At 70.5% G+C, this 17,727-nt stretch carries 19 protein-coding genes and 2 tRNA genes; 13 read left to right on the top strand and 8 right to left on the bottom strand.

All coding sequences use genetic code 11. The annotated features are described in order from the left end of the window. The first annotated feature begins 99 nt into the window (after positions 1–99). The 8 genes from CEK69_RS04135 to CEK69_RS04100 all read left to right on the top strand — a co-directional run bounded on the left by CEK69_RS04135 (position 100) and on the right by CEK69_RS04100 (position 6,037). Positions 100–1,026: a hypothetical protein gene (locus CEK69_RS04135; RefSeq protein ID WP_152244011.1), complete on the top strand. Its 927-nt coding sequence runs from the start codon at positions 100–102 to the stop codon at positions 1,024–1,026. 88 nt (positions 1,027–1,114) lie between these two features. Next, positions 1,115–2,059 (top strand): LysR family transcriptional regulator, encoded by a 945-nt coding sequence (locus tag CEK69_RS04130; protein ID WP_152244009.1) that lies wholly within the window; start codon positions 1,115–1,117, stop codon positions 2,057–2,059. Between the two features lie 27 nt (positions 2,060–2,086). Then, on the top strand, positions 2,087–4,009 hold the full coding sequence (locus CEK69_RS04125; RefSeq protein WP_152244007.1) for an MFS transporter: 1,923 nt from the start codon (positions 2,087–2,089) through the stop codon (positions 4,007–4,009). A 153-nt stretch (positions 4,010–4,162) separates the two neighbouring features. Continuing rightward, complete coding sequence (locus CEK69_RS04120) at positions 4,163–4,390, top strand: CD225/dispanin family protein (protein ID WP_017915514.1); 228 nt, start codon at positions 4,163–4,165, stop codon at positions 4,388–4,390. A 46-nt stretch (positions 4,391–4,436) separates the two neighbouring features. Then, the gene (locus CEK69_RS04115) at positions 4,437–4,718 is read left to right on the top strand and encodes a CD225/dispanin family protein (protein WP_152240164.1); all 282 of its coding nucleotides are present in this window, start codon (positions 4,437–4,439) and stop codon (positions 4,716–4,718) included. 56 nt (positions 4,719–4,774) lie between these two features. Further along, on the top strand, positions 4,775–5,197 hold the full coding sequence (locus CEK69_RS04110) for a DUF2752 domain-containing protein (protein WP_017908845.1): 423 nt from the start codon (positions 4,775–4,777) through the stop codon (positions 5,195–5,197). Between the two features lie 76 nt (positions 5,198–5,273). Next, complete coding sequence (locus CEK69_RS04105) at positions 5,274–5,624, top strand: CD225/dispanin family protein (RefSeq protein ID WP_017912540.1); 351 nt, start codon at positions 5,274–5,276, stop codon at positions 5,622–5,624. Positions 5,625–5,629: 5 nt separating this feature from the next. Further along, positions 5,630–6,037, top strand: coding sequence for a DUF2752 domain-containing protein (locus CEK69_RS04100; protein WP_017908847.1), 408 nt, complete (start codon positions 5,630–5,632; stop codon positions 6,035–6,037). A 73-nt stretch (positions 6,038–6,110) separates the two neighbouring features. On the opposite strand, the gene CEK69_RS04095 is transcribed toward CEK69_RS04100, so the two are convergent. The 5 genes from CEK69_RS04095 to CEK69_RS04075 are packed head-to-tail and all read right to left on the bottom strand — an operon-like array spanning position 6,111 to position 9,647. Then, entirely contained in the window at positions 6,111–7,007 is an 897-nt protein-coding gene (locus tag CEK69_RS04095; RefSeq protein ID WP_152244005.1) for a hypothetical protein, read from the bottom strand. 52 nt (positions 7,008–7,059) lie between these two features. Continuing rightward, the gene (gene nudC, locus CEK69_RS04090; protein ID WP_152244003.1) at positions 7,060–7,989 is read right to left on the bottom strand and encodes an NAD(+) diphosphatase; all 930 of its coding nucleotides are present in this window, start codon (positions 7,987–7,989) and stop codon (positions 7,060–7,062) included. 48 nt (positions 7,990–8,037) lie between these two features. Beyond that, entirely contained in the window at positions 8,038–8,424 is a 387-nt protein-coding gene (erpA, locus tag CEK69_RS04085) for an iron-sulfur cluster insertion protein ErpA (RefSeq protein ID WP_017908990.1), read from the bottom strand. A 31-nt stretch (positions 8,425–8,455) separates the two neighbouring features. After that, the gene (locus CEK69_RS04080) at positions 8,456–8,905 is read right to left on the bottom strand and encodes a polymer-forming cytoskeletal protein (protein ID WP_017908989.1); all 450 of its coding nucleotides are present in this window, start codon (positions 8,903–8,905) and stop codon (positions 8,456–8,458) included. Positions 8,906–8,912: 7 nt separating this feature from the next. Beyond that, positions 8,913–9,647: a DUF6776 family protein gene (locus CEK69_RS04075; protein ID WP_017908988.1), complete on the bottom strand. Its 735-nt coding sequence runs from the start codon at positions 9,645–9,647 to the stop codon at positions 8,913–8,915. 185 nt (positions 9,648–9,832) lie between these two features. Here CEK69_RS04075 and CEK69_RS04070 point away from each other — a divergent pair, with 185 nt between their 5' ends. From CEK69_RS04070 to CEK69_RS04060, 3 genes are read left to right on the top strand one after another with little or no spacing between them, the layout of a single operon-like run. After that, complete coding sequence (locus CEK69_RS04070; RefSeq protein ID WP_017912459.1) at positions 9,833–10,462, top strand: DUF4126 domain-containing protein; 630 nt, start codon at positions 9,833–9,835, stop codon at positions 10,460–10,462. Between the two features lie 41 nt (positions 10,463–10,503). Then, positions 10,504–12,438, top strand: a complete 1,935-nt coding sequence (locus CEK69_RS04065) for an EAL domain-containing protein (RefSeq protein WP_152244001.1) — start codon at positions 10,504–10,506, stop codon at positions 12,436–12,438. Between the two features lie 2 nt (positions 12,439–12,440). Then, the gene (locus CEK69_RS04060; RefSeq protein ID WP_152243999.1) at positions 12,441–15,125 is read left to right on the top strand and encodes a hybrid sensor histidine kinase/response regulator; all 2,685 of its coding nucleotides are present in this window, start codon (positions 12,441–12,443) and stop codon (positions 15,123–15,125) included. Between the two features lie 646 nt (positions 15,126–15,771). On the opposite strand, the gene bfr is transcribed toward CEK69_RS04060, so the two are convergent. From bfr to CEK69_RS04045, 3 genes are all read right to left on the bottom strand, one after another. Further along, on the bottom strand, positions 15,772–16,242 hold the full coding sequence (gene bfr / locus CEK69_RS04055; RefSeq protein ID WP_017910327.1) for a bacterioferritin: 471 nt from the start codon (positions 16,240–16,242) through the stop codon (positions 15,772–15,774). A gap of 103 nt (positions 16,243–16,345) precedes the next feature. Then, positions 16,346–16,555, bottom strand: coding sequence for a (2Fe-2S)-binding protein (locus CEK69_RS04050; RefSeq protein ID WP_017912292.1), 210 nt, complete (start codon positions 16,553–16,555; stop codon positions 16,346–16,348). Between the two features lie 80 nt (positions 16,556–16,635). Next, on the bottom strand, positions 16,636–17,247 hold the full coding sequence (locus CEK69_RS04045) for an RNA pyrophosphohydrolase (protein WP_010341422.1): 612 nt from the start codon (positions 17,245–17,247) through the stop codon (positions 16,636–16,638). A 120-nt stretch (positions 17,248–17,367) separates the two neighbouring features. On the opposite strand from CEK69_RS04045, the gene CEK69_RS04040 reads away from it, so the two are divergent. Together CEK69_RS04040 and CEK69_RS04035 are read left to right on the top strand one after the other, a co-directional pair. Then, a tRNA-Met gene (locus CEK69_RS04040) sits at positions 17,368–17,444 on the top strand. Between the two features lie 41 nt (positions 17,445–17,485). Continuing rightward, positions 17,486–17,560, top strand: a tRNA-Gln gene (locus CEK69_RS04035). Positions 17,561–17,727: the final 167 nt, after the last annotated feature.

The following is a 17,727-nucleotide window of genomic DNA, read 5'->3' as shown; positions in this document are numbered from 1 at the left end:
CAGGCCGGCCGGTTCGCCGGGGCCGCCGCTTCGAACGCAGACGGCGTCCGAACTGGAGCGCCGCCCCACCACCGCCCCCGCGCCGAAGGAACCCGCACCATGCCCAGCACCGACATCGCCGAGGCGCTGCAGCAGCACGGGTATGCGGTGGTCCGCGGCTTCCTGGGCGACGGCGACATTCCCGACAGCCTGCTGCGCTTCCTGGAAGGCGCCGAGAAGTTCCACGACGGCGTGATCGGCGACCTGCCGGCGGCGGACATGCAGCGCATCCAGGCCCGCATCGCCGCCACCGTGCCGGCGGTGGCCGCGGCCATGGGCCTGGCGATCGCCGTCGACCGCTTCGGCTACTGCGCCATCCGCATCCGCGAAAGCCATGCCGCGCCAAGCCTGCGTCTGCCGTTCGACCAGCACCGCGATCCGAAGACCGCGCCGGGCGGCGCGCTCAACTGGCACCTGGATCACTTCAGCTATTTCCTGCATGGCGACCACCGCAACTACCTGATCTGCTACATGCCGGTGCGCAAGCCCGATGCCGACCTGGCCAACGTGGCCATCGTCGCCGACAACGTGGTCGCGCGGCTGGATCCGCAGCTGCACCAGCGCATCCAGGGCCGCGGCGCGCTGCGCTTCCGCTGCGTGGAGGCCGACACGCTGGACTGGTTCCGGATGCGCTTTCCTGGCGAGGCCCTGGCCATCGGCGACTGGTACGCGATCGAGGATCTGTACGACGCCAGCCCCGGCTGGAAGATCGGCTTCGACCTGGAAGCGCACAAGGTGGTGCCGCACCTCGCGGTCGGCGATCTGCTGATCATGCGTGCCGACGTCATCCACCGCACCCACGACGCCGGCTGCGACCGCATCTCGGTGCGCTGCGACGCCCTGCCCGCGCAGGCGCCGCGGCTGGACACGCTGCGCGGCCTGCTCGGCATCACCCTGCGCTACCCGTTCATGAGCCGCAAGCGCCGCTACAACATCCGCCTGTGGCTGCGCCAGCAATGGCGCAAGCGGCTCGGGCGCACAGCATGAGGCGGGCACTGCGACAGACGGCGCGTGGCGCATGCAGCCCCGGCGCGGATCGGCTGCGGCCTCGCCACCGTGCGCGCCAGGCAGCGCCATGCTGACCCTGCGCCAGCTCGAATTCGCCGTCGCCGTCGCCGAGGAAGGCAGCTTCACCGCGGCCGCGCGCCGCTGCCACACCGTGCAGTCGGCGCTGAGCCACCAGATCGCCAAGATCGAGCAGGCGCTGGGCGCGCGGCTGTTCGAGCGCGGCGCGCGCCACGTGCGCGCCACCGCCGCCGGCGAGGTGTTCCTGCACAACGCACGCGCCACCCTGCGCGCCGCCGAACGCCTGCACGAGGAAATGGCGCAGACCCTGGGCACGGTGCGCGGCCGCCTGCAGATCGGCCAGATCTCCTCGTTGAACGCAGTGCAGGTGCCGGCGGTGCTGCGCCGCTTCCGCGAGGCGCACAGCGCGGTGGACGTGCACCTGCGCACCGGCATGAGCGATGCGCTGCTGCTGGAACTGGGCGAAGGCCGGCTCGACGTGGCCCTGGTCGGGGTCGGCCCGCACGTGGCGCTGCCGCCGCAACACCTGCTGCTGCACGAGGAACCGCTGGCGCTGATCGCCGCACCCGGCAACCGCTTCGCCGCGCGCCGCCAGGTCTCCCTGCGCGACCTGGAAGACGCACCGATGGCCGGGCTGATCCCCGGCGCCGGCGTGCGCGGCATCATCGACCGCGCCTTCGCCGCCGCCGGCCTGCGCCAGCGCCTGCAGTACGAGGTCACCCATGCCGACCTGCAGCGGCAACTGGTGGCCGAGGACCTGGGCCTGGCGGTGGTGCCGCAGACCATGGCCACCGGCATGCACGGCGTGGCGACGGTGGCATTGCGCGAGCGCTTCCGCTTCCTCACCTATGCCGTGTGGCGGCCGGATCCGACCCCGGCCGCACGCGCCTTCATCGCCCTGCTGCGCGCCCAGCGCGACGCCCTGCAGGCCGCCGCCGACAGCGCCAGCACCGGCCGCCGCGCGCCGCGCCTGCGCGCGCGGCGAACCTGCTAGGCTGCGCGCGTTCGCAAAGGAGCCTGCATGTCCGCCCACAGCCAGTTCGCCCTGTTGCGGCAACGCCGCTTTCTGCCGTTCTTCGTGGTCCAGTCGCTGGGCGCGTTCAACGACAACGTGTACCGGCAGGCGATCATCGGCTTGCTGTTCTATCTGGGCGTGACCCCGGAGCAGCGCACGCTGTACACCAACCTGGCGCCGGCACTGTTCATCCTGCCGTACTTCCTGTTCTCCTCGCTGGCCGGGCAGATCGCCGAGAAGCTGGAAAAGTCGCGGCTGGTGGTCATCACCACCACGATGGAGATCGGCATCATGTCGCTGGCCGCGGTCGGCTTCCTGACCGAGAACATGGCGGTGCTGCTGGTGGCGCTGTTCTGCACCGGCCTGCAGTCGACCCTGTTCGGCCCGGTGAAGTACTCGATCCTGCCCTCGGTGCTCAAGCCGGAAGAACTGACCGGCGGCAACGGCCTGGTCGAGATGGGCACCTCGATCTCGATCCTGTGCGGCATGATCCTGGGTGGGCTGATCTTCCAGATCGCCGGCAGCCACGGGCCGGTGGCCGCCGCCACCGCGGTGGTCGCGCTGGCGGTCACCGGCAACCTGATGGCGCGCTGCATCCCCAAGGTCGACGCCGGCGCACCCGAGCTGAAGATCAACTGGAACCCGCTGCCGGAATCGCTGGCGATCATGCGCCTGACCCGGCGCCAGCTGGCGGTGCGCAACGCCGTGCTCGGCGTGTCCTGGTTCTGGTTCGTCGGCACCGTGCTCACCGCGCAGTTGCCGACCTACGCCGAACTCAACCTGGGCGGCGCGCAGGACCTGTACATCTTCGCCCTGGCGCTGTTCTCCATCGGCACCGGCACCGGCTCGCTGCTGTGCGAGAAGCTGTCCGGGCGCACCGTGGAAATCGGCCTGGTGCCGCTGGGCGCGTTCGGCATCAGCGCCTTCATGCTCGACCTGTACTTCGCCCGGCCTGGCGCCGCGCTGCAGACCGGCCTGGGCATCGGCCAGTTCGTCCACCAGGCCGGCAGCTGGCGGATCATGTTCGACCTGGTCGGCATCGGCCTGTGCACCGGCCTGTTCGTGGTGCCGCTGTTCGCGCTGATCCAGAGCCGTACGCCGAAGGCGGAACTGTCGCGCGTCATCGCCGGGCTCAACATCCAGAACTCGCTGTTCATCGTGCTGGCCGCGATGATCGGCATCGCCCTGCAGATGCAGCAGGTGCACCTGTTCGGCGTGCGCATCCCGATGCCCGGGCTGAGCATCCCGCAGGTGTTCCTGGCACTGGCCATCGCCAACGCGGTGGTGGCGATCTGGATCTTCAGCATCGTGCCCGAATTCCTGATGCGCTTCCTCAGCTGGCTGATGGTGCGCACCCTGTACCGGCTGCGCCTGCACGGCGTCGAACGCCACGTGCCCGACGAGGGCGCGGCGCTGATCGTGTGCAACCACGTCAGCTACATGGACGCGCTGGTGCTGGCCGCGGCGATCCCGCGACCGGTGCGTTTCGTCATGTACTACCGCATCTTCAACATTCCGGTGATGCGCTGGATCTTCCGCACCGCCAAGGCGATTCCGATCGCCGGGGCGCGCGAGGATCCCGAGCTGATGCAGCGCGCGTTCGACGCCATCGACGCCGCGCTGGCCGAGGGCGAGCTGGTGTGCATCTTCCCCGAAGGCGCGCTGACCAAGGACGGCGAGATCGCCGCGTTCAAGTCCGGCGTGGAGAAGATCCTGGCCCGGCGCGCGGTGCCGGTGGTACCGATGGCGCTGCGCAACATGTGGACCAGCATGTGGAGCAAGCGCGATTCGCGGCTGCGGCGCATGCGCGTGCCACGGCGCTTCCGCGCCCACATCGAGGTGATCGCCGATGCGCCGGTGCCCGGGGCCCAGGCCACCGCCGAGACGCTGGAGGCGCAGGTGAGAAGGCTGCGTGGCGATGCCGCCTGAGTGCGGCGCAGGTGCCCTGGGCACGCGCTTCGGGTAAATTAACCGCAGGGGAGACGCCACAGGCCGTGGCGTCCAGTGCGAAGGACCGAGCGGACAGTGAACCAGCCCGAACCACCAGCAGCGCCCAACGCGGGCGTCTATGTGCCCAACAACATGGTCTGGGCGATCCTGTCCACGCTGTTCTGCTGCCTGCCGCTGGGCATCGTGTCCATCGTCTACGCCGCGCAGGTGGATGGCCGTCGCGCTGCCGGCGACATCGAGGGCGCGCGCGCCGCCGCACGCAAGGCCGGCTGGTGGGCGCTCGCGTCGCCGATCCTGGTCGTCGTGTGGATCTTCGTGGCCATCCTGCTGGAGGCGATCGGCAGCCTGGCCGGCAACTGACCCCCACCGTTTCCCGTTCCACCACCCAACCACCGGAGTAACACGGATGAATACCACCGCACCGCAAGTGTCCAACAACCTCGTCTGGGCGATCCTGACCACGCTGTTCTGCTGTCTGCCGCTGGGCATCGTGTCCATCGTCTACGCCTCGCAGGTCAACACCAAGCTCGCCGCGGGCGATGTGGCCGGTGCGCGCGATTCGTCGGACAAGGCCAAGAAGTGGGCGATCTACTCGGCGATCACCTCGGTGGTGCTGATCGTGCTGTACCTGATCTTCCTCTTCGCCCTGGGCGGCCTGGGCATGATGCAGCAGTCGTCCATGTCCTGAGGACTGCGGCCGCCGTCGCCTGCGACGGCGGCCGGCCACGCGATCGTCCGCCTGCCATGTCCCTTCAGCGCCTGCAGTCCCTGCCCCGCTGGCTGCCGCTGGCCGCACTGAGCGGCGCCGCAGCGGTCGCCACCGTGGTGCTGCGCCGGGTCGATCCCAATGTCCCCGGCAATCCACTACCGGGTTGCCCGTTCCGCGCCCTCACCGGCCTGTATTGCCCCGGCTGCGGCAGTACACGCTGCCTGCACGCGCTGGTGCACCTGGACCTGGCCCATGCCTGGACCAGCAATCCCCTGCTGGTGGTGGCACTGCCGCTGCTGGCGATCATGGCGCTTAACGCCGCCGGCCTGCGCCTGCGCCCGCTCGCGCCGCTGCTGAAGATCCTCGCCGACCCGCGATTATGGCTATGGGTGCTGCTCGGCTATGCGCTGCTGCGCAATCTGCCCTGGTATCCCTTCACGCTGCTCGCGCCGCACTGACGGCCCGCCACCTCCGCACCGCAGCGACTCGTCTAGACTCACCGACTGCCGTGCACCACCCATCCAGGAGATCCACATGAGTACCGTCAGCCCCGTCGCGCCCCCGCCGCCTCCCGCCTCCGGCGTCCCCGGCCCGGTTCCCAACCACCTGGCCTGGGCGATCATCTCGACGGTGCTCGGCTTCTGCCTGTGCTGCCCGGCGCTGATCACCGGCATCGTCGCCATCGTGTTCTCCAGCAAGGTCAACGGCCTGCTCAACCAGGGCGACCTGGAAGGCGCGCGCCGCGCCTCCAACACCGCCAAGACCTGGTGCTGGGTGACCACCGCACTGGCCATCATCGGCCTGCTGATCAATGCCGTCATGGTCGCCACCGGCGGCATGCAGAGCTACATGGACTACATGCAGCAGATCCAGCACGCGAGCTGATCGGCGTGCGCGCCTGGCAACAACGGGCGTGCCTGGGCGCCGCCGCCGCATTCGCGGCCGGCGGCGCCACGCTGTTGTACCGCTTCGATCCCAATGCCGCGAACAACCCGTTCGCACCGTGCATGTTCCATGCGCTCACCGGCTATTACTGCCCGGGCTGCGGCATGACCCGCGCCCTGCATGCGCTGGTGCACCTGGACCCGGTCGGCGCGTTCGCGATGAATCCCGGCGCGATGCTGGGCCTGGCCCTGTTGCCGGGCCTGATCGCCTGGAAGGCCGGCTGGCGCGCGGCCTGGTTTGCGCCAGTCGTGAGCGTGGTCTCGCGGCCGAATTTCTGGCTGGTCGCGCTGCCGGGCTACTGGATCGCGCGCAACCTGCCGTGGTTTCCGTTCACCCTGCTGGCGCCGCACTAGCCGGACGCAACACCTTGCGATTCGCACCGGGCGCGAGCAAGCGCCTGCGCGTAGGCGATTCTCGGCGCCTGGCTCAGCTGACCCAGCCGGCGATCACCAGCAGCGCCAGCAGCACCAGCCACAGCAGCAGCACCCGCCACACCTGGCTCATCGCATCGCGCAGTTCGGGCAGGCGCCGCAGCGCCGGCACCACCATGCCCGCGTCGCTGTAGTCGTGCGCCTCGGCATCGAGTTCGCCGCGCACGCTGGCGCACGCCACCGGCCCGAGAAAGCCGGTGTCCAGTTGCCACCGCTTGCCGCCGGCGGCGCGCCAGGCGCCGAACACCGCTTCGAAATTGCCGACCAGGGCCAGCGAGAAGGTCATCAGGTGCGCCACCGGCCATTCCAGCGCCGCCAGCAACGCGCGCGCGCCGGCGGCGGTCGCCGGCGGCAGCCGCGCGGCATAGGGGCCGACCGCGGCCAGCGCAAGCAGCCGATAACCCAGCGCGCCGAACGGCCCCAGCAACAGGAACCAGAACAGCACCGCGAACCAGCGGCGCAGCGCGCTGACCGCCACCGCCTCGACCAGCCCGGCCGGATCCTCACGCAGCGGCCCGCCATCGGCCTGCAGTTGCGCCACCGCCAGGCGTCGCGCGCTGGCGTCATCGGCGTCGATGATCGCCTCGACGTCGGTGTCCAGGTCGCGCGGGCCCCAGCTGAAGGCCAGCACCACGATCCCGAACAGCAGGGTCAGCAGGCCCAGGTGCGGCGCCGCCAGCAGCCACTGCAGCAGGCCGACCAGCAGCAGCGGCGGCAGCAGCGCCAGCGCGATGCCGTAGCGGCCGCGCCAGGCGCTGCCCTCGCCGGCATGCGTGTCCAGCCAGCTCAGCCAGTCGCCGAAGGCGTCGAAGCGGCGCAACGAGGCCACCATGCCGGGCGCGACATGGCCCAGCACCAGGGCGACGATCACAGCGACGAGGGTCGTGAACATGCAGGTCCTCCGGGACCGTTCTGAAGCGGGTGCGCGGAACGTGCCGGCGCGGTCAGGCCGGCGCGCCGTGCCGGTACCAATCCTCGATCAGCGCGCGGGCGATGGAGATGCGTGGCGGCAGACGCAGGCCGTGCCCATCGTCGGCACTGTCGCCCTGCGCCGCCAGGCGCGCCAGCGCGGCGCCGACCTCCTCGCGCTCGAACCAGCGCGCGTCTTCCAGTTCGCCGTCGACCTGCGGCGTGTCCGCCTCCGCCTGCGCACTGAAGCCCAGCATCAGCGCGCCAGGAAACGGCCACGGCTGCGCGCCGTAGTAACGGCAGCTGCCCGGCCGCACCCGCACCTGGGTCTCTTCGGCCACCTCGCGCGCCACCGTCTGTTCCAGCGATTCGCCGGGCTCGACGAAGCCGGCGATCACCGAGTAGCGCCGCGCCGGCCAGCTCGCCTGGCGCCCCAGCAGCAGGCGCCGGCCATCGCTGACCGCGACGATCACCGCCGGATCCACCCGCGGATAGTGTTCGCTGGCGCACTGCGTGCAGACGCCGAGGAAGCCGCCGCGCTGCAATGCGATGGTGCCGCCGCACACGCCGCAGAAGCGGGTGCGCGATTGCCAGTGCAGCATCGCGCGGGCGTAGGCGAACAGGCCCGCCTCCGGCGCCGGCCACTCGGCCGCGGCGCGGCGCAGGTCGATGCGCTGCGGCGGCGCCAGCGCCTGCGGCAGCGCGTCGGCGGCCAGCGCGAACCAGGCCTGATCCTGGTCCAGGCCAAGGAAGATGGCCTGCTCTGCCAGCGCGCCCAGGGCGGCGGCGCTGGCGATCAGCGGGCGTCCGTCGGCATCGGCATGCGCCTGGCCATCGGCTTCCAGCACCAGCACCCTGGCCTGTTCCCAGGCCTGGCGCAGCGCGGCCGGGTCGTTGCGTACGGCATCGGCACGGTCGATCGCAGGACTGGCGAAGGCGAAAGAGGCAGGCGTCGGATCGGACATGCGCCGCAGGGTGCAGGCAAACCGTGCGTCCCGCAAGCCGCAGCGTGTCTACACGCTGAAGCTGCTGCCGCACCCGCAGGTGGTCTTGGCGTTGGGATTGCGGATCACGAACTGCGCCCCGTGCAGGCCTTCGCTGTAATCCACTTCCGCGCCCATCAGGTATTGCAGGCTGAGCGGGTCGACCAGCAGGGTGACCTGGTCGGTCTGCACCGCCAGGTCGTCCTCGGCGCGGTTCTCGTCGAACTCGAAGCCGTACTGGAAGCCGGAACAGCCGCCGCCCTGGATGTAGACGCGCAGCGCCAGCGCGTCGTTGCCTTCCTCGCGGATCAGCTCGCGCACCTTGGCCGCGGCGGCCGCGGTGAAGTTCAACGGCCGGTCCAGGGACTGGTAATCGGGCGTGGGCGCGGCGCCGGGCAGGGAGACGAGAGTGCTCATGGCGGGAGAATGGGGACGGCGGACGGCCGAATCAAGCCTCGGCGGTGAGCGCGCGCGGCGGCTCGGCGTCGCCGGCGGCCTCGCGGTGCGCTTCCGGCGGCGCCAGTGCGGCCAGGCTGCCGGCGTGGATCAGGCGCCCGGTCAGCTGCGCGCCGGCGTTCATCTCCACCACCTGGTAGTGCACGTTGCCCTGCACCCGCGCCTTGGACGCCAGTTCCACGCGCTCGGCGGCATGCACGTCGCCGATCAACTGGCCGTTGATGATCACCACCGGTGCGCGCACCTCGCCCTCGATACTGCCGTGCTCGGACAGGGTCAACGTGGCCGGCGCGCCGTCTTCGGCGACGACCTTGCCGAGGATGCGCCCTTCCACGTAGAGGCCGCCGCTGAACACCAGGTCGCCGCGGATCACCACCTGCGCGCCGATCAGCGTATCGACCACGGTCTGGCCGCTGTTGCGGCTGTTCTTGTTCCCAAACATAGGCTGATTATTCCCCTTTGCCGTTACCGGCCAATGTCCAATCGAAGGTCTGGCTGACCGGCGCCCCGCCGCCGCTCAATGCCACCCGCACCCGTTGCGGGGTGAAGCCCTTGGGCAGGATCACGCTGCCGTCCAGTTGCTGGAAGTAGCGGAACGAGTAGTCCTGCCCGGGCACACCGGTCTTCTGGTGCAGTTCGTCCCAGCCGACGCTGGTCAGTTTGCCGCCGCGCACGCCTTCCACGGTCAGCCGCAGTTGCCCCTGGCTGATCGCGCCGCGGTTGAGGTTCTGGGTCAGCACCACGTTGTAGCGCCAGGTGCCGCCGGCCTCGGCGGAGAACTCCACCGAATGCACGCTCAAGCCCTTGCGCTGGCTGGTCGCGCCGACCAGGCGCTCGTAGAACGCCACGTCGGCACGCAGCCCGGCGATCTCCTCGTCGCGCTCTGCCAGCGAACTCTGCACCTCGTTGTTGGCGGCGCGGCTGATCTGGTCAGAACGGGCCAGGGTCGCCTGGCGCTGGTTGAGCGTCTCGATCTGCCGCTGCTGCGCCTGCAGATTGCGTTCGGCCTCGCGCAACTGCGCGCTGACCGCACTCAGCCGCGGCGCGGCCTGGCGGCTGGCCAGCCACCAGGTCAGGGCCAGCGACAGCAGCCACAGCCCGGCGAGCAGCAACCACAGCCCGCGGCCGCGGCGGGGCGCGGCGCCATTGGGCACGATCTGGAAACGGGGAACGGGTCGGTTCATGCGCGCTGCCGCGCCACCGAGGCGGCGCCGGCGTCGATCCTCGCGGGTCGGCCTGCTGGGCCACCTAGTGTAAGCCACCCTCCTGAGCGGCGCCGGACTGCGCGGCCGGCCCGCGCCGCGGGCTGGCCTTCGTGGCGGGCTTGGCCGATAGTGGCCGGCATCCGTGCTTTGCAGGAGCGCCTGCCATGACCGACGCCCATCTCTTCGTAATCGGCATCCTGCTGGCCTGGCTGGCCGGCATCCGCGTCTACCTGACCGTGTTCGGCATCGGCTTGGCCGGCCTGCTCGGCTGGCTGGAGCTGCCGCCGGCACTGCAAGCGACGCAGTCGTGGTGGGTGCTCGGCACCTCCGGCGCGCTGGCGCTGGCCGAGTTCTTCGCCGACAAGATCCCCGGCGTGGATTCGGTGTGGGACCTGCTGCAGACCCTGACCCGGATTCCGGCCGGCGCCTTCCTGGCCGCGGCCACGCTTTCGCCCGACGGCCAGCTGAGCGCCGGCGCGCTGGCCACCGGCGCGGGCGTGGCGCTGACCAGCCACGCGCTCAAGGCCGGCACCCGCGCCCTGCTCAACACCTCGCCGGAACCGGCCAGCAACTGGATCGCCTCGCTGGCCGAGGATTCGGTGGTGATCGCCGCGCTGGCCCTGGCCCTCGCGCACCCGTGGCTGGCACTGGCCGTCGTGCTGGCGGCGAGCGCGCTCGGCGCGTTGCTGGTGTGGTGGACATGGCGCCTGCTGTGGCGGGGCATGCGCCGCCTGCTGGCCTCGCCGACGGCACCGGCCGGCAACGTCTCGCACCCCGGCGCACAGCCATCGTGAACTTCGTCGCATAATTGGACGCGCCCCAGGAACCAGACGCGATGCCCGCCAACGACACCGCTCCGCTTTCCCCTCGCGAGGACGCGCGCGCGCGCCATGTCCGCGCCGAGACCCCGCCGCCGCACTACTGGCGGCGCTGGGTCGGCGACGCGGAGCGCGCGGCGCCCGCCGATCCCGCCGCCGGTGACGGCATGGCCGATCCGGTGCCCACCGAACTGGCGGCAGCCGCCACGCCACTGGCCGCCAGCGAGCACGACGACGGCACCGGCGACGCCAACGCGGCCGCCTTCGTGGTCGCCGACGCCGCCTCCGATCCCGCCGCACCGGCCGCGGCCGCGCCGTACCGCGTGCTGATCGTCGAGGACGACCGCGCGCAGGCGCTGTTCGCGCAGAGCGTGCTGCATGGCGCCGGCATGCATGCGCAGGTGCAGATGCAGGCCGAAGGCGTGCAGCAGGCCATCGTCGACTACCGGCCGGACCTGATCCTGATGGACCTGCACATGCCGGGACTGGACGGCATGCGCCTGACCGCGCTGATCCGCCAGCAGCCACAGCACCAGCTGCTGCCGATCGTGTTCCTGTCCGGCGACGCCGATCCGGAACTGGAATACGAAGTGCTCGACAGCGGCGCCGACGACTTCCTGACCAAGCCGATCCGGCCGCGGCACCTGATCGCCGCGGTGTCCAACCGCATCCGCCGCGCCCGCCAGCAGGCCCAGCAAGGCCACGCCGAGGCGGTGCCGCTGAACAACCCCGAGACCGGCCTGCCGACCCGCGCCCACGTGCTGCAGTTGCTGGACACGACGCTGCGCGCGCGCCGCCCCGGCAGCCTGTACTTCATCGAGATCGCCAGCGCGCTCGGCCTGCGCGAACGCTATGGCTACGCCGCGTTCGAGCGGCTGATGGTGCAGGCCGGGCGCCGCCTGGCCGGCATCACCGCGCCGCAGCCGTTGGCGCGGCTCAACGACAACAGCTTCCTGCTGCTTGCCGACGACGCCGATGCCGACGCGCAGCGGCAACGCGCGCAGAGCCTGCGCGACACCCTGTCCGGCCACGCCTTCCCGTTGCGCGAGGACGAGGCGCTGCACCTGCGCTGCGCGATCGGCTACGCCGACTTCGGCCATGGCTTCGAGGACGCCGGCAGCGCGCTCGAAGCGGTCGAACGCACCGCGCTGCAGGCGCGGCTGCATCCGCAGAGCATCGCCGCCTACGTGCCGCCGCGCACCGACGAGGACCTGCAGCGCATCGCGATGCTGGAGGGACAACTGGAACCGGCCTACCAGCCGATCGTCGCCGTCGCCGGCGGCGACATCGCCCAGTACCAGGTGCTGCTGCGCCTGCGCCAGCGCGACGGCAGCCTGCTCTCGGCCGGCCAGGTGCTGCCGGCCGCCGAGGCCGGCGGACGCCTCGCCGACCTCGACCAGCAGGTGCTGGACCACGCGCTGGGCCTGCTGCATCTGTACCAGCACGCCACTCCGCCGCTGCGCCTGTTCGTCTCGCAGTCCACGCGCACGCTGGCGCGCACCGCCTTCGCCGAATGGCTGATCGACACCATCGGCCGGCGCGGCGTCACCGGCACCTCGCTGGTGATCGACCTGCGCCTGGACGATGCGCTGGTCCACACCGCCACGCTGCAGCAGTTCTGCGCACGGCTGATGCCGCTGGGCGTGCAGTTCTGCATCAGCCAGTTCGAACCGGGCGCCGAGGCCGAAGCGCTACTGGCGCATCTGCCGCTGGGGTATCTGCGCCTGTCGGCACGCTTCGCCGGCGCGCATGCCGATCCCGAACTGCGCGACCAGCTGCGCGCCACCATCGACTTGGCGCACCGCGCCGGCCTGCTGATCATCGGCCAGCAGATCGAACAGGCGCAGGCCGCGGCCGCGATGTGGATGGGCGGGGTCGACTTCATCCAGGGCAACCTGGTGCAGTCGGTCGGCGACCAGCTGAACTTCGACTTCCAGAACGCGGTGCTCTAGCCATGTCCGTCCGCAGACGTCGGCCCGTTCCGCGGCCGGCGACCTTCGCCGCGGCGCTCGCCGTCGCCGGCACCTTGCTGGCACTGCCGCCGCTGGCGCTGCCGTTGCCGCCGCTGTGGCATTGGCTGGCGCCGCTGTGCATGGCCGCCGCCGCGGCGCTGGCCACCCTGGCTGGCTGCCGCGCGCGCCAGCAGATCGAACGCCTGGATGCGGCGCTGGCGCGTGCCGCGCTGGCCGAGTCCGAGCGCAACGCCCTGCAGCACGACGTGCACGTGCGCGAGCGGCTGGAACAGGAACTGCTGCAGGCCAAGCAGGCCGCCGAGGCCGCCGTGCTGGCCAAGGGCGAGTTCCTGGCGACGATGAGCCACGAGATCCGCACCCCGCTCAACGGCATCATCCCGATGCTGGAACTGATCGGGCGCGGCCCGCTCGGCCTGGACCAGCGCGAGATGCTGCGCGCGGCCAACACCTCCTCGCTGCAACTGCTGCGCATCGTCGACGACATCCTGGACTACTCCAAGCTGGAAGCGAACCGGCTGGAGCTGGAGATCACCACCTTCAACCTGCGCGAACTGCTCGACGGCGTGCTGGAGCTGATGCAGCGCGCGGCCGAGGCCAAGGGCCTGCGCATGGCGCTGCAACTGGACCCGGCGGTGCGCCTGCCGGTGCGCGGCGACCCGGTGCGCCTGCGCCAGGTGCTGAGCAACCTGCTCGGCAACGCGGTCAAGTTCACCGCGCGCGGCGGCATCGACCTGGGCGTGCGCCGGCTCGGCGAGACCCCGGCACAGCACCTGCTGCGCTTCGAGGTACGCGACACCGGCATCGGCATCAGCGCCGAGCGCCAGGAGCACCTGTTCCAGGCCTTCACCCAGGCCGACGCCTCCACCACCCGCCTGTACGGCGGCACCGGGCTGGGCCTGACCATCTGCAAGCGCATCGTCGAACTGATGGGCGGGCGCATCGGCGTGGCGTCGCGGCAGGGCCAGGGCGCCACGTTCTGGTTCGAGATCCCGCTGCTGAAGGTGATCGGCGACCTGCCGCAGAATCCGGGCGGCCTGCCGCGGCTGCATGCGCTGCTGGTCGGCGCCGACCAGCGCCTGCAGCAGCGCCTGAGCGTGCTGCTGCCGAACTGGGGCGTGCAGGTGAGCAAGGTCGATTCGACCCAGGAGGCACTGGAGCGGCTGCGCGGCAACGGCAGTGGCGGTAGCGTGCGCCCGACCTACGATCTGGTGATCGGCGACCTGGATGGACTGCGGCAGAGCGCGCGCGCCCTGCAACGGGCGGTGGCGCGCCTGCCGGCGCCGCAGACCGCGCGGCTGATCTGGCTGTACGGCGAGGCCGACATTCCCGAGGAAATCCGCGCGCACGGCGCGCTGCTGTCGCGGCAGGCGGCGGACATCGACCTGCGCAGCATGCTGGCGCTGGCCCCGGCGACGCCGAGCCTGGCCAGCGAGACCGCTGGCGAAGGCGCCGACACCGCCGACGCGTTCTACCACGATGCCTTCGCGACGGACCTCATGGACGCCCCCGCACCGGCCCGCGCCGCGGAACCGACGGCCGTCGTGGTCGACGCGCCGCCGCCGCGCAGCGGCTACCGCCTGCTGCTGGTCGAGGACAATCCGGTCAACCTGATGGTGGCGCGGCGGCTGCTGGAATCGCTCGGCCACCACGCCGACAGCGTCGAGGACGGCGCCGCCGCATTGGCGCAGTTGTCGCGGCAGCCGTACGACCTGGTGATGATGGACTGCCAGATGCCGGTGCTGGACGGCTACGCCGCTACCCGGCAGTGGCGCCAGCGCGAGGCCGATGCGTCGCGCCCGCGCCTGCCGATCGTGGCGATGACCGCCAATGCGATGGCCGGCGACCGCCAGCGCTGCCTCGATGCCGGCATGGACGATTACCTGTCCAAGCCGCTCGACCGCGCGCGGCTGGAGGACTGCCTGCAGCGCTGGCTGCCGCTGCAGCCGGCGGCCGCGCCGGCCAGCGCGGCGTTCGCGCCGGAGGCGGATGCAGCCGCGGACGGGTCCGCGGCGATCGCCAGCGGGCCAGCGGCGGATGCGCTCGCCGACGCGGTGCACGTCGAAGCGCAGGACACCCGCCACACCACCCAGCACACGACGGACGCCGCCACGGCGTCCAGCCCCACCACCACGTCGACCGCCTCGCTGCCATCGCCCGATCACGCCACGCTCGACGTCCCCCCGGCAGCGCCTGCGTTGGAACAGGACCTGGCATCGCGCGGCGCCACCGCAACGTCGACGCTGCCGCTCGCCGCGCCGGAGGCAGACGATCCGGAACCGCCATCAGCGGTGCCGGCGCCGGTGCTGGAGATCGCCGTGCTCGACGAGTTGCGCGAGGTCATCGGCTCGGCCAGCGTGGCGCAGATCGTCGAACTGTTCCTGGCCGATGCGCCGCTGCTGATCCAGCGCCTGGAGCAGGCTGCGGCGACGACGCAGAGCGACGTGCTGCGCGAGGCGGCGCACACGCTGAAGTCCTCGGCCGCCAACCTCGGCGCGCTGGCGCTGTCGGCGGCGGCGCTGCGCATCGAGTCGGGCGTGCGCACCGGCACGCTGGATCGCCCCGTGGTCGCGGTCGCCCTGGTGATCGCCGAGTTCGCGCGTGCGCGCTTGGCGCTGAACGGCTACCGCGCCAGCGTCCGCGATGCCGCCGAGCCCGCCGAACCCTAGCGCGGTATCGCGCTACGGCGCGTCTGCAGGCGACACGATCGCCCGCAAGACCCGGCCACAGTGCATCGAAGACATCGACGCACGGCCTACTGCCTTTCTTGTAGGAACGCTTCAGCGCGACAAGGCGCTACCGGTAACGCCATCGCGGCTGAAGCCGCTCTTACAGGAACAGTGGCGCTGTGCATGCATGGCATGTCGTGGTGCACCTGCATGACCTTCGCCAAGCCGCATGCTCCGCCCGCGATCACGCGCAGAGGACGCCGCGAGATTCAGCAACGACGTGTTGCGGTGGTCCGCACAGGAAGGTCTCGCTGCGCTTGCGCCGTACCGCCGTAGTCGCCGCCTGCCCTGTGCGTACAGAAACGGCTTCAGCCGCGACGATCACCATCAACGCGTCGCGGCTGAAGCCGCTCCCACAGGAGAGCGAGGTGGTGCGATGGCGATGCCATGTCGGCCGCATGGACTCTCGCAGGAGCGGCATGTGCTGCTGTTCGGGATCAGCGGCGACCTTGCGCCAGCCACGCGTCGCGGCTGCATGACAGTTGACTCCTGCACGTGCATGTCAGCGCCATCCCGGAGCGCAGAGCGAACAACATCCTGCGCGGCGCCGACACAGGCCAGCGCCGCGGCCTCATGCGCCGACGATTCAGTCGTCGAGCTTGGTCAGCAGGTAGTTCGGCTCGCCGATCCGGTCGATCAGGTCGAGCTGGGTTTCCAGCCAGTCGATGTGCTCTTCTTCCGATTCCAGGATGTCGGCCAGGAGCTGGCGGCTGACGTAGTCCTGGATCGATTCGGCGTAGGCGATGCCTTCGCGCAGGGTGACCGTGCCGTCCTGTTCCAGCGCCAGGTCGCACTCGAGGATTTCCTTGGGGTTCTCGCCGATGCGCAGCTTGCCCAGCGCCTGGAAGTTGGGGAGCCCCTCGAGGAACAGGATGCGGTCCGCCAGCTTGTCGGCGTGCTTCATCTCGTCGATGGATTCCTTGTACTCGTGCTCGGCCAGTTCCTTCAGGCCCCAGTTCTTCAGCATCTTGGCGTGCAGGAAGTACTGGTTGATCGCAGTCAGCTCGTTGTAGAGGACCTTGTTGAGGAACTCGATGACTTTGCTGTCGCCCTTCATTGCATCGCTCGCGTAAGCCGGAAAGCGCAGACTCTAGCGAATCGCGCTGCGACGTGAAGGAACGCGAATCGTGATCATCCCGCGCTGCAGCGCGGCGACGGCCTCAGGCGGCGCGAGCCAGGCCGCCGAGCACCGGCAGGGGCAGCTCGCGGCTCAGCGCGCGCTCCAGCAGGTCGCCCGCCATGTCCAGGCAGGAGCCGCAGGTGGCGCCGCAGCCCGTGCGCATGGTCAGTTCGGACACGCTGCGGCAGCCGGCTTCGGCGGCTTCGCGGATCTGGCGATCGGTGACCCCATTGCAGATGCAGACGTACACGGCGGGCTTGGCGGCGGACGGCGCGGACTGCGCCTGGCGCCCATTCAAACCAAAGTGAGAATGGTTGTCAATTCCGCCCGTTAATCGTTATTAATCCGTGCCGCCCAGGGTCCGCCGCGCTTGCGTGGACGCTTGCGCGGCCGCTCGTGGCCCGCCGTATTGCCCGGCAACCAGGCCTCCTGGGCCAGGGTCGGCATGGCGCGGATGCCGGCGCCGGCGATGGTCTGCGCCAGCGGCGCCAGGTGGCGCAGCGCCCGCGCGTAGACCCCGCGCTTGAACAGCACCACGTGCTCCACCGGGTACCAGAAATCGACCCAGCGCCAGTGATCGAACTCCGGCGTCTCGGTCAGTTCCAGGTTCAGCTGGCTCTCGTCGCACTGCATCCGCAACAGGAACCAGACCTGCTTCTGGCCGATGCAGACCTGGCGCTCGTTGCGGCGGATGGCCCGGCTGGGCAGGCGATAGCGCAGCCAACCGGGGGTGGCGCCGAGCACTTCCACATGCTCGGGCAACAGCCCGGTTTCTTCGCGCAACTCGCGGTACATGGCCTCCACCGGGGTCTCGTCGGTGTTCATGCCGCCTTGCGGGAACTGCCAGCCGTCCCGGCGCACACGGCGTGCCCAGAACACCTGACCATCCGGCCGCATCAGCACGATGCCTACGTTCGGTCGATAGCCGTCCGGATCGATCACGATGCGGACTCCTGAAAAATCTACTGGCTCCGACTCTGCCATGGCTGCGGCCGGGCCACAAGCAGCGCAGAAACCCGTTGACAGCCGCCCGCTTCTCCATAAGAATTGGCGGTTCACCAGGGCTATGTAGCTCAGCCGGTTAGAGCACAGCACTCATAATGCTGGGGTCGGTGGTTCGAGTCCACCCATAGCCACCATGGTGTGTACGCTCAAGGCGTGTGATACTTGCAGTCCACATTGCCCCGTCGCCAAGCGGTAAGGCACCTGACTCTGACTCAGGCATTCGGTGGTTCGAATCCATCCGGGGCAGCCAAACACACAAAAAAGGCCGATCGAAAGATCGGCCTTTTTTGTGTGTTTGGCTGCGGGTTCGCGCAGGCGCAAAGCGCCTGCGCCCCGCGCCTTGCTGCGCAAGCGCCGGGCCCCCGCCCTTCCGCCTCCACATCCCCCCTCCTTTCGGCGCCGCCCTCTTGCCTCCTA

Origin of the sequence: Xanthomonas sp. LMG 12462, from assembly GCF_009192885.1 — a bacterium.
GTDB classification, from domain to species: domain Bacteria; phylum Pseudomonadota; class Gammaproteobacteria; order Xanthomonadales; family Xanthomonadaceae; genus Xanthomonas_A; species Xanthomonas_A sontii.
This window is presented reverse-complemented; position numbering and strand designations above follow the sequence as displayed.

Excerpts from the sequence above, each read along its gene's own strand:
- CEK69_RS04135 (WP_152244011.1), top strand. The coding sequence starts at position 100 with ATGCCCAGCACCGACATCGCCGAGGCGCTGCAGCAGCACGGGTATGCG.
- CEK69_RS04130 (WP_152244009.1), top strand. The coding sequence starts at position 1,115 with ATGCTGACCCTGCGCCAGCTCGAATTCGCCGTCGCCGTCGCCGAGGAA.
- CEK69_RS04125 (WP_152244007.1), top strand. The coding sequence starts at position 2,087 with ATGTCCGCCCACAGCCAGTTCGCCCTGTTGCGGCAACGCCGCTTTCTG.
- CEK69_RS04120 (WP_017915514.1), top strand. The coding sequence starts at position 4,163 with ATGGTCTGGGCGATCCTGTCCACGCTGTTCTGCTGCCTGCCGCTGGGC.
- CEK69_RS04115 (WP_152240164.1), top strand. The coding sequence starts at position 4,437 with ATGAATACCACCGCACCGCAAGTGTCCAACAACCTCGTCTGGGCGATC.
- CEK69_RS04110 (WP_017908845.1), top strand. The coding sequence starts at position 4,775 with ATGTCCCTTCAGCGCCTGCAGTCCCTGCCCCGCTGGCTGCCGCTGGCC.
- CEK69_RS04105 (WP_017912540.1), top strand. The coding sequence starts at position 5,274 with ATGAGTACCGTCAGCCCCGTCGCGCCCCCGCCGCCTCCCGCCTCCGGC.
- CEK69_RS04095 (WP_152244005.1), bottom strand. The coding sequence starts at position 7,007 with ATGTTCACGACCCTCGTCGCTGTGATCGTCGCCCTGGTGCTGGGCCAT.
- nudC (WP_152244003.1), bottom strand. The coding sequence starts at position 7,989 with ATGTCCGATCCGACGCCTGCCTCTTTCGCCTTCGCCAGTCCTGCGATC.
- erpA (WP_017908990.1), bottom strand. The coding sequence starts at position 8,424 with ATGAGCACTCTCGTCTCCCTGCCCGGCGCCGCGCCCACGCCCGATTAC.
- CEK69_RS04080 (WP_017908989.1), bottom strand. The coding sequence starts at position 8,905 with ATGTTTGGGAACAAGAACAGCCGCAACAGCGGCCAGACCGTGGTCGAT.
- CEK69_RS04075 (WP_017908988.1), bottom strand. The coding sequence starts at position 9,647 with ATGAACCGACCCGTTCCCCGTTTCCAGATCGTGCCCAATGGCGCCGCG.
- CEK69_RS04070 (WP_017912459.1), top strand. The coding sequence starts at position 9,833 with ATGACCGACGCCCATCTCTTCGTAATCGGCATCCTGCTGGCCTGGCTG.
- CEK69_RS04065 (WP_152244001.1), top strand. The coding sequence starts at position 10,504 with ATGCCCGCCAACGACACCGCTCCGCTTTCCCCTCGCGAGGACGCGCGC.
- CEK69_RS04060 (WP_152243999.1), top strand. The coding sequence starts at position 12,441 with ATGTCCGTCCGCAGACGTCGGCCCGTTCCGCGGCCGGCGACCTTCGCC.
- bfr (WP_017910327.1), bottom strand. The coding sequence starts at position 16,242 with ATGAAGGGCGACAGCAAAGTCATCGAGTTCCTCAACAAGGTCCTCTAC.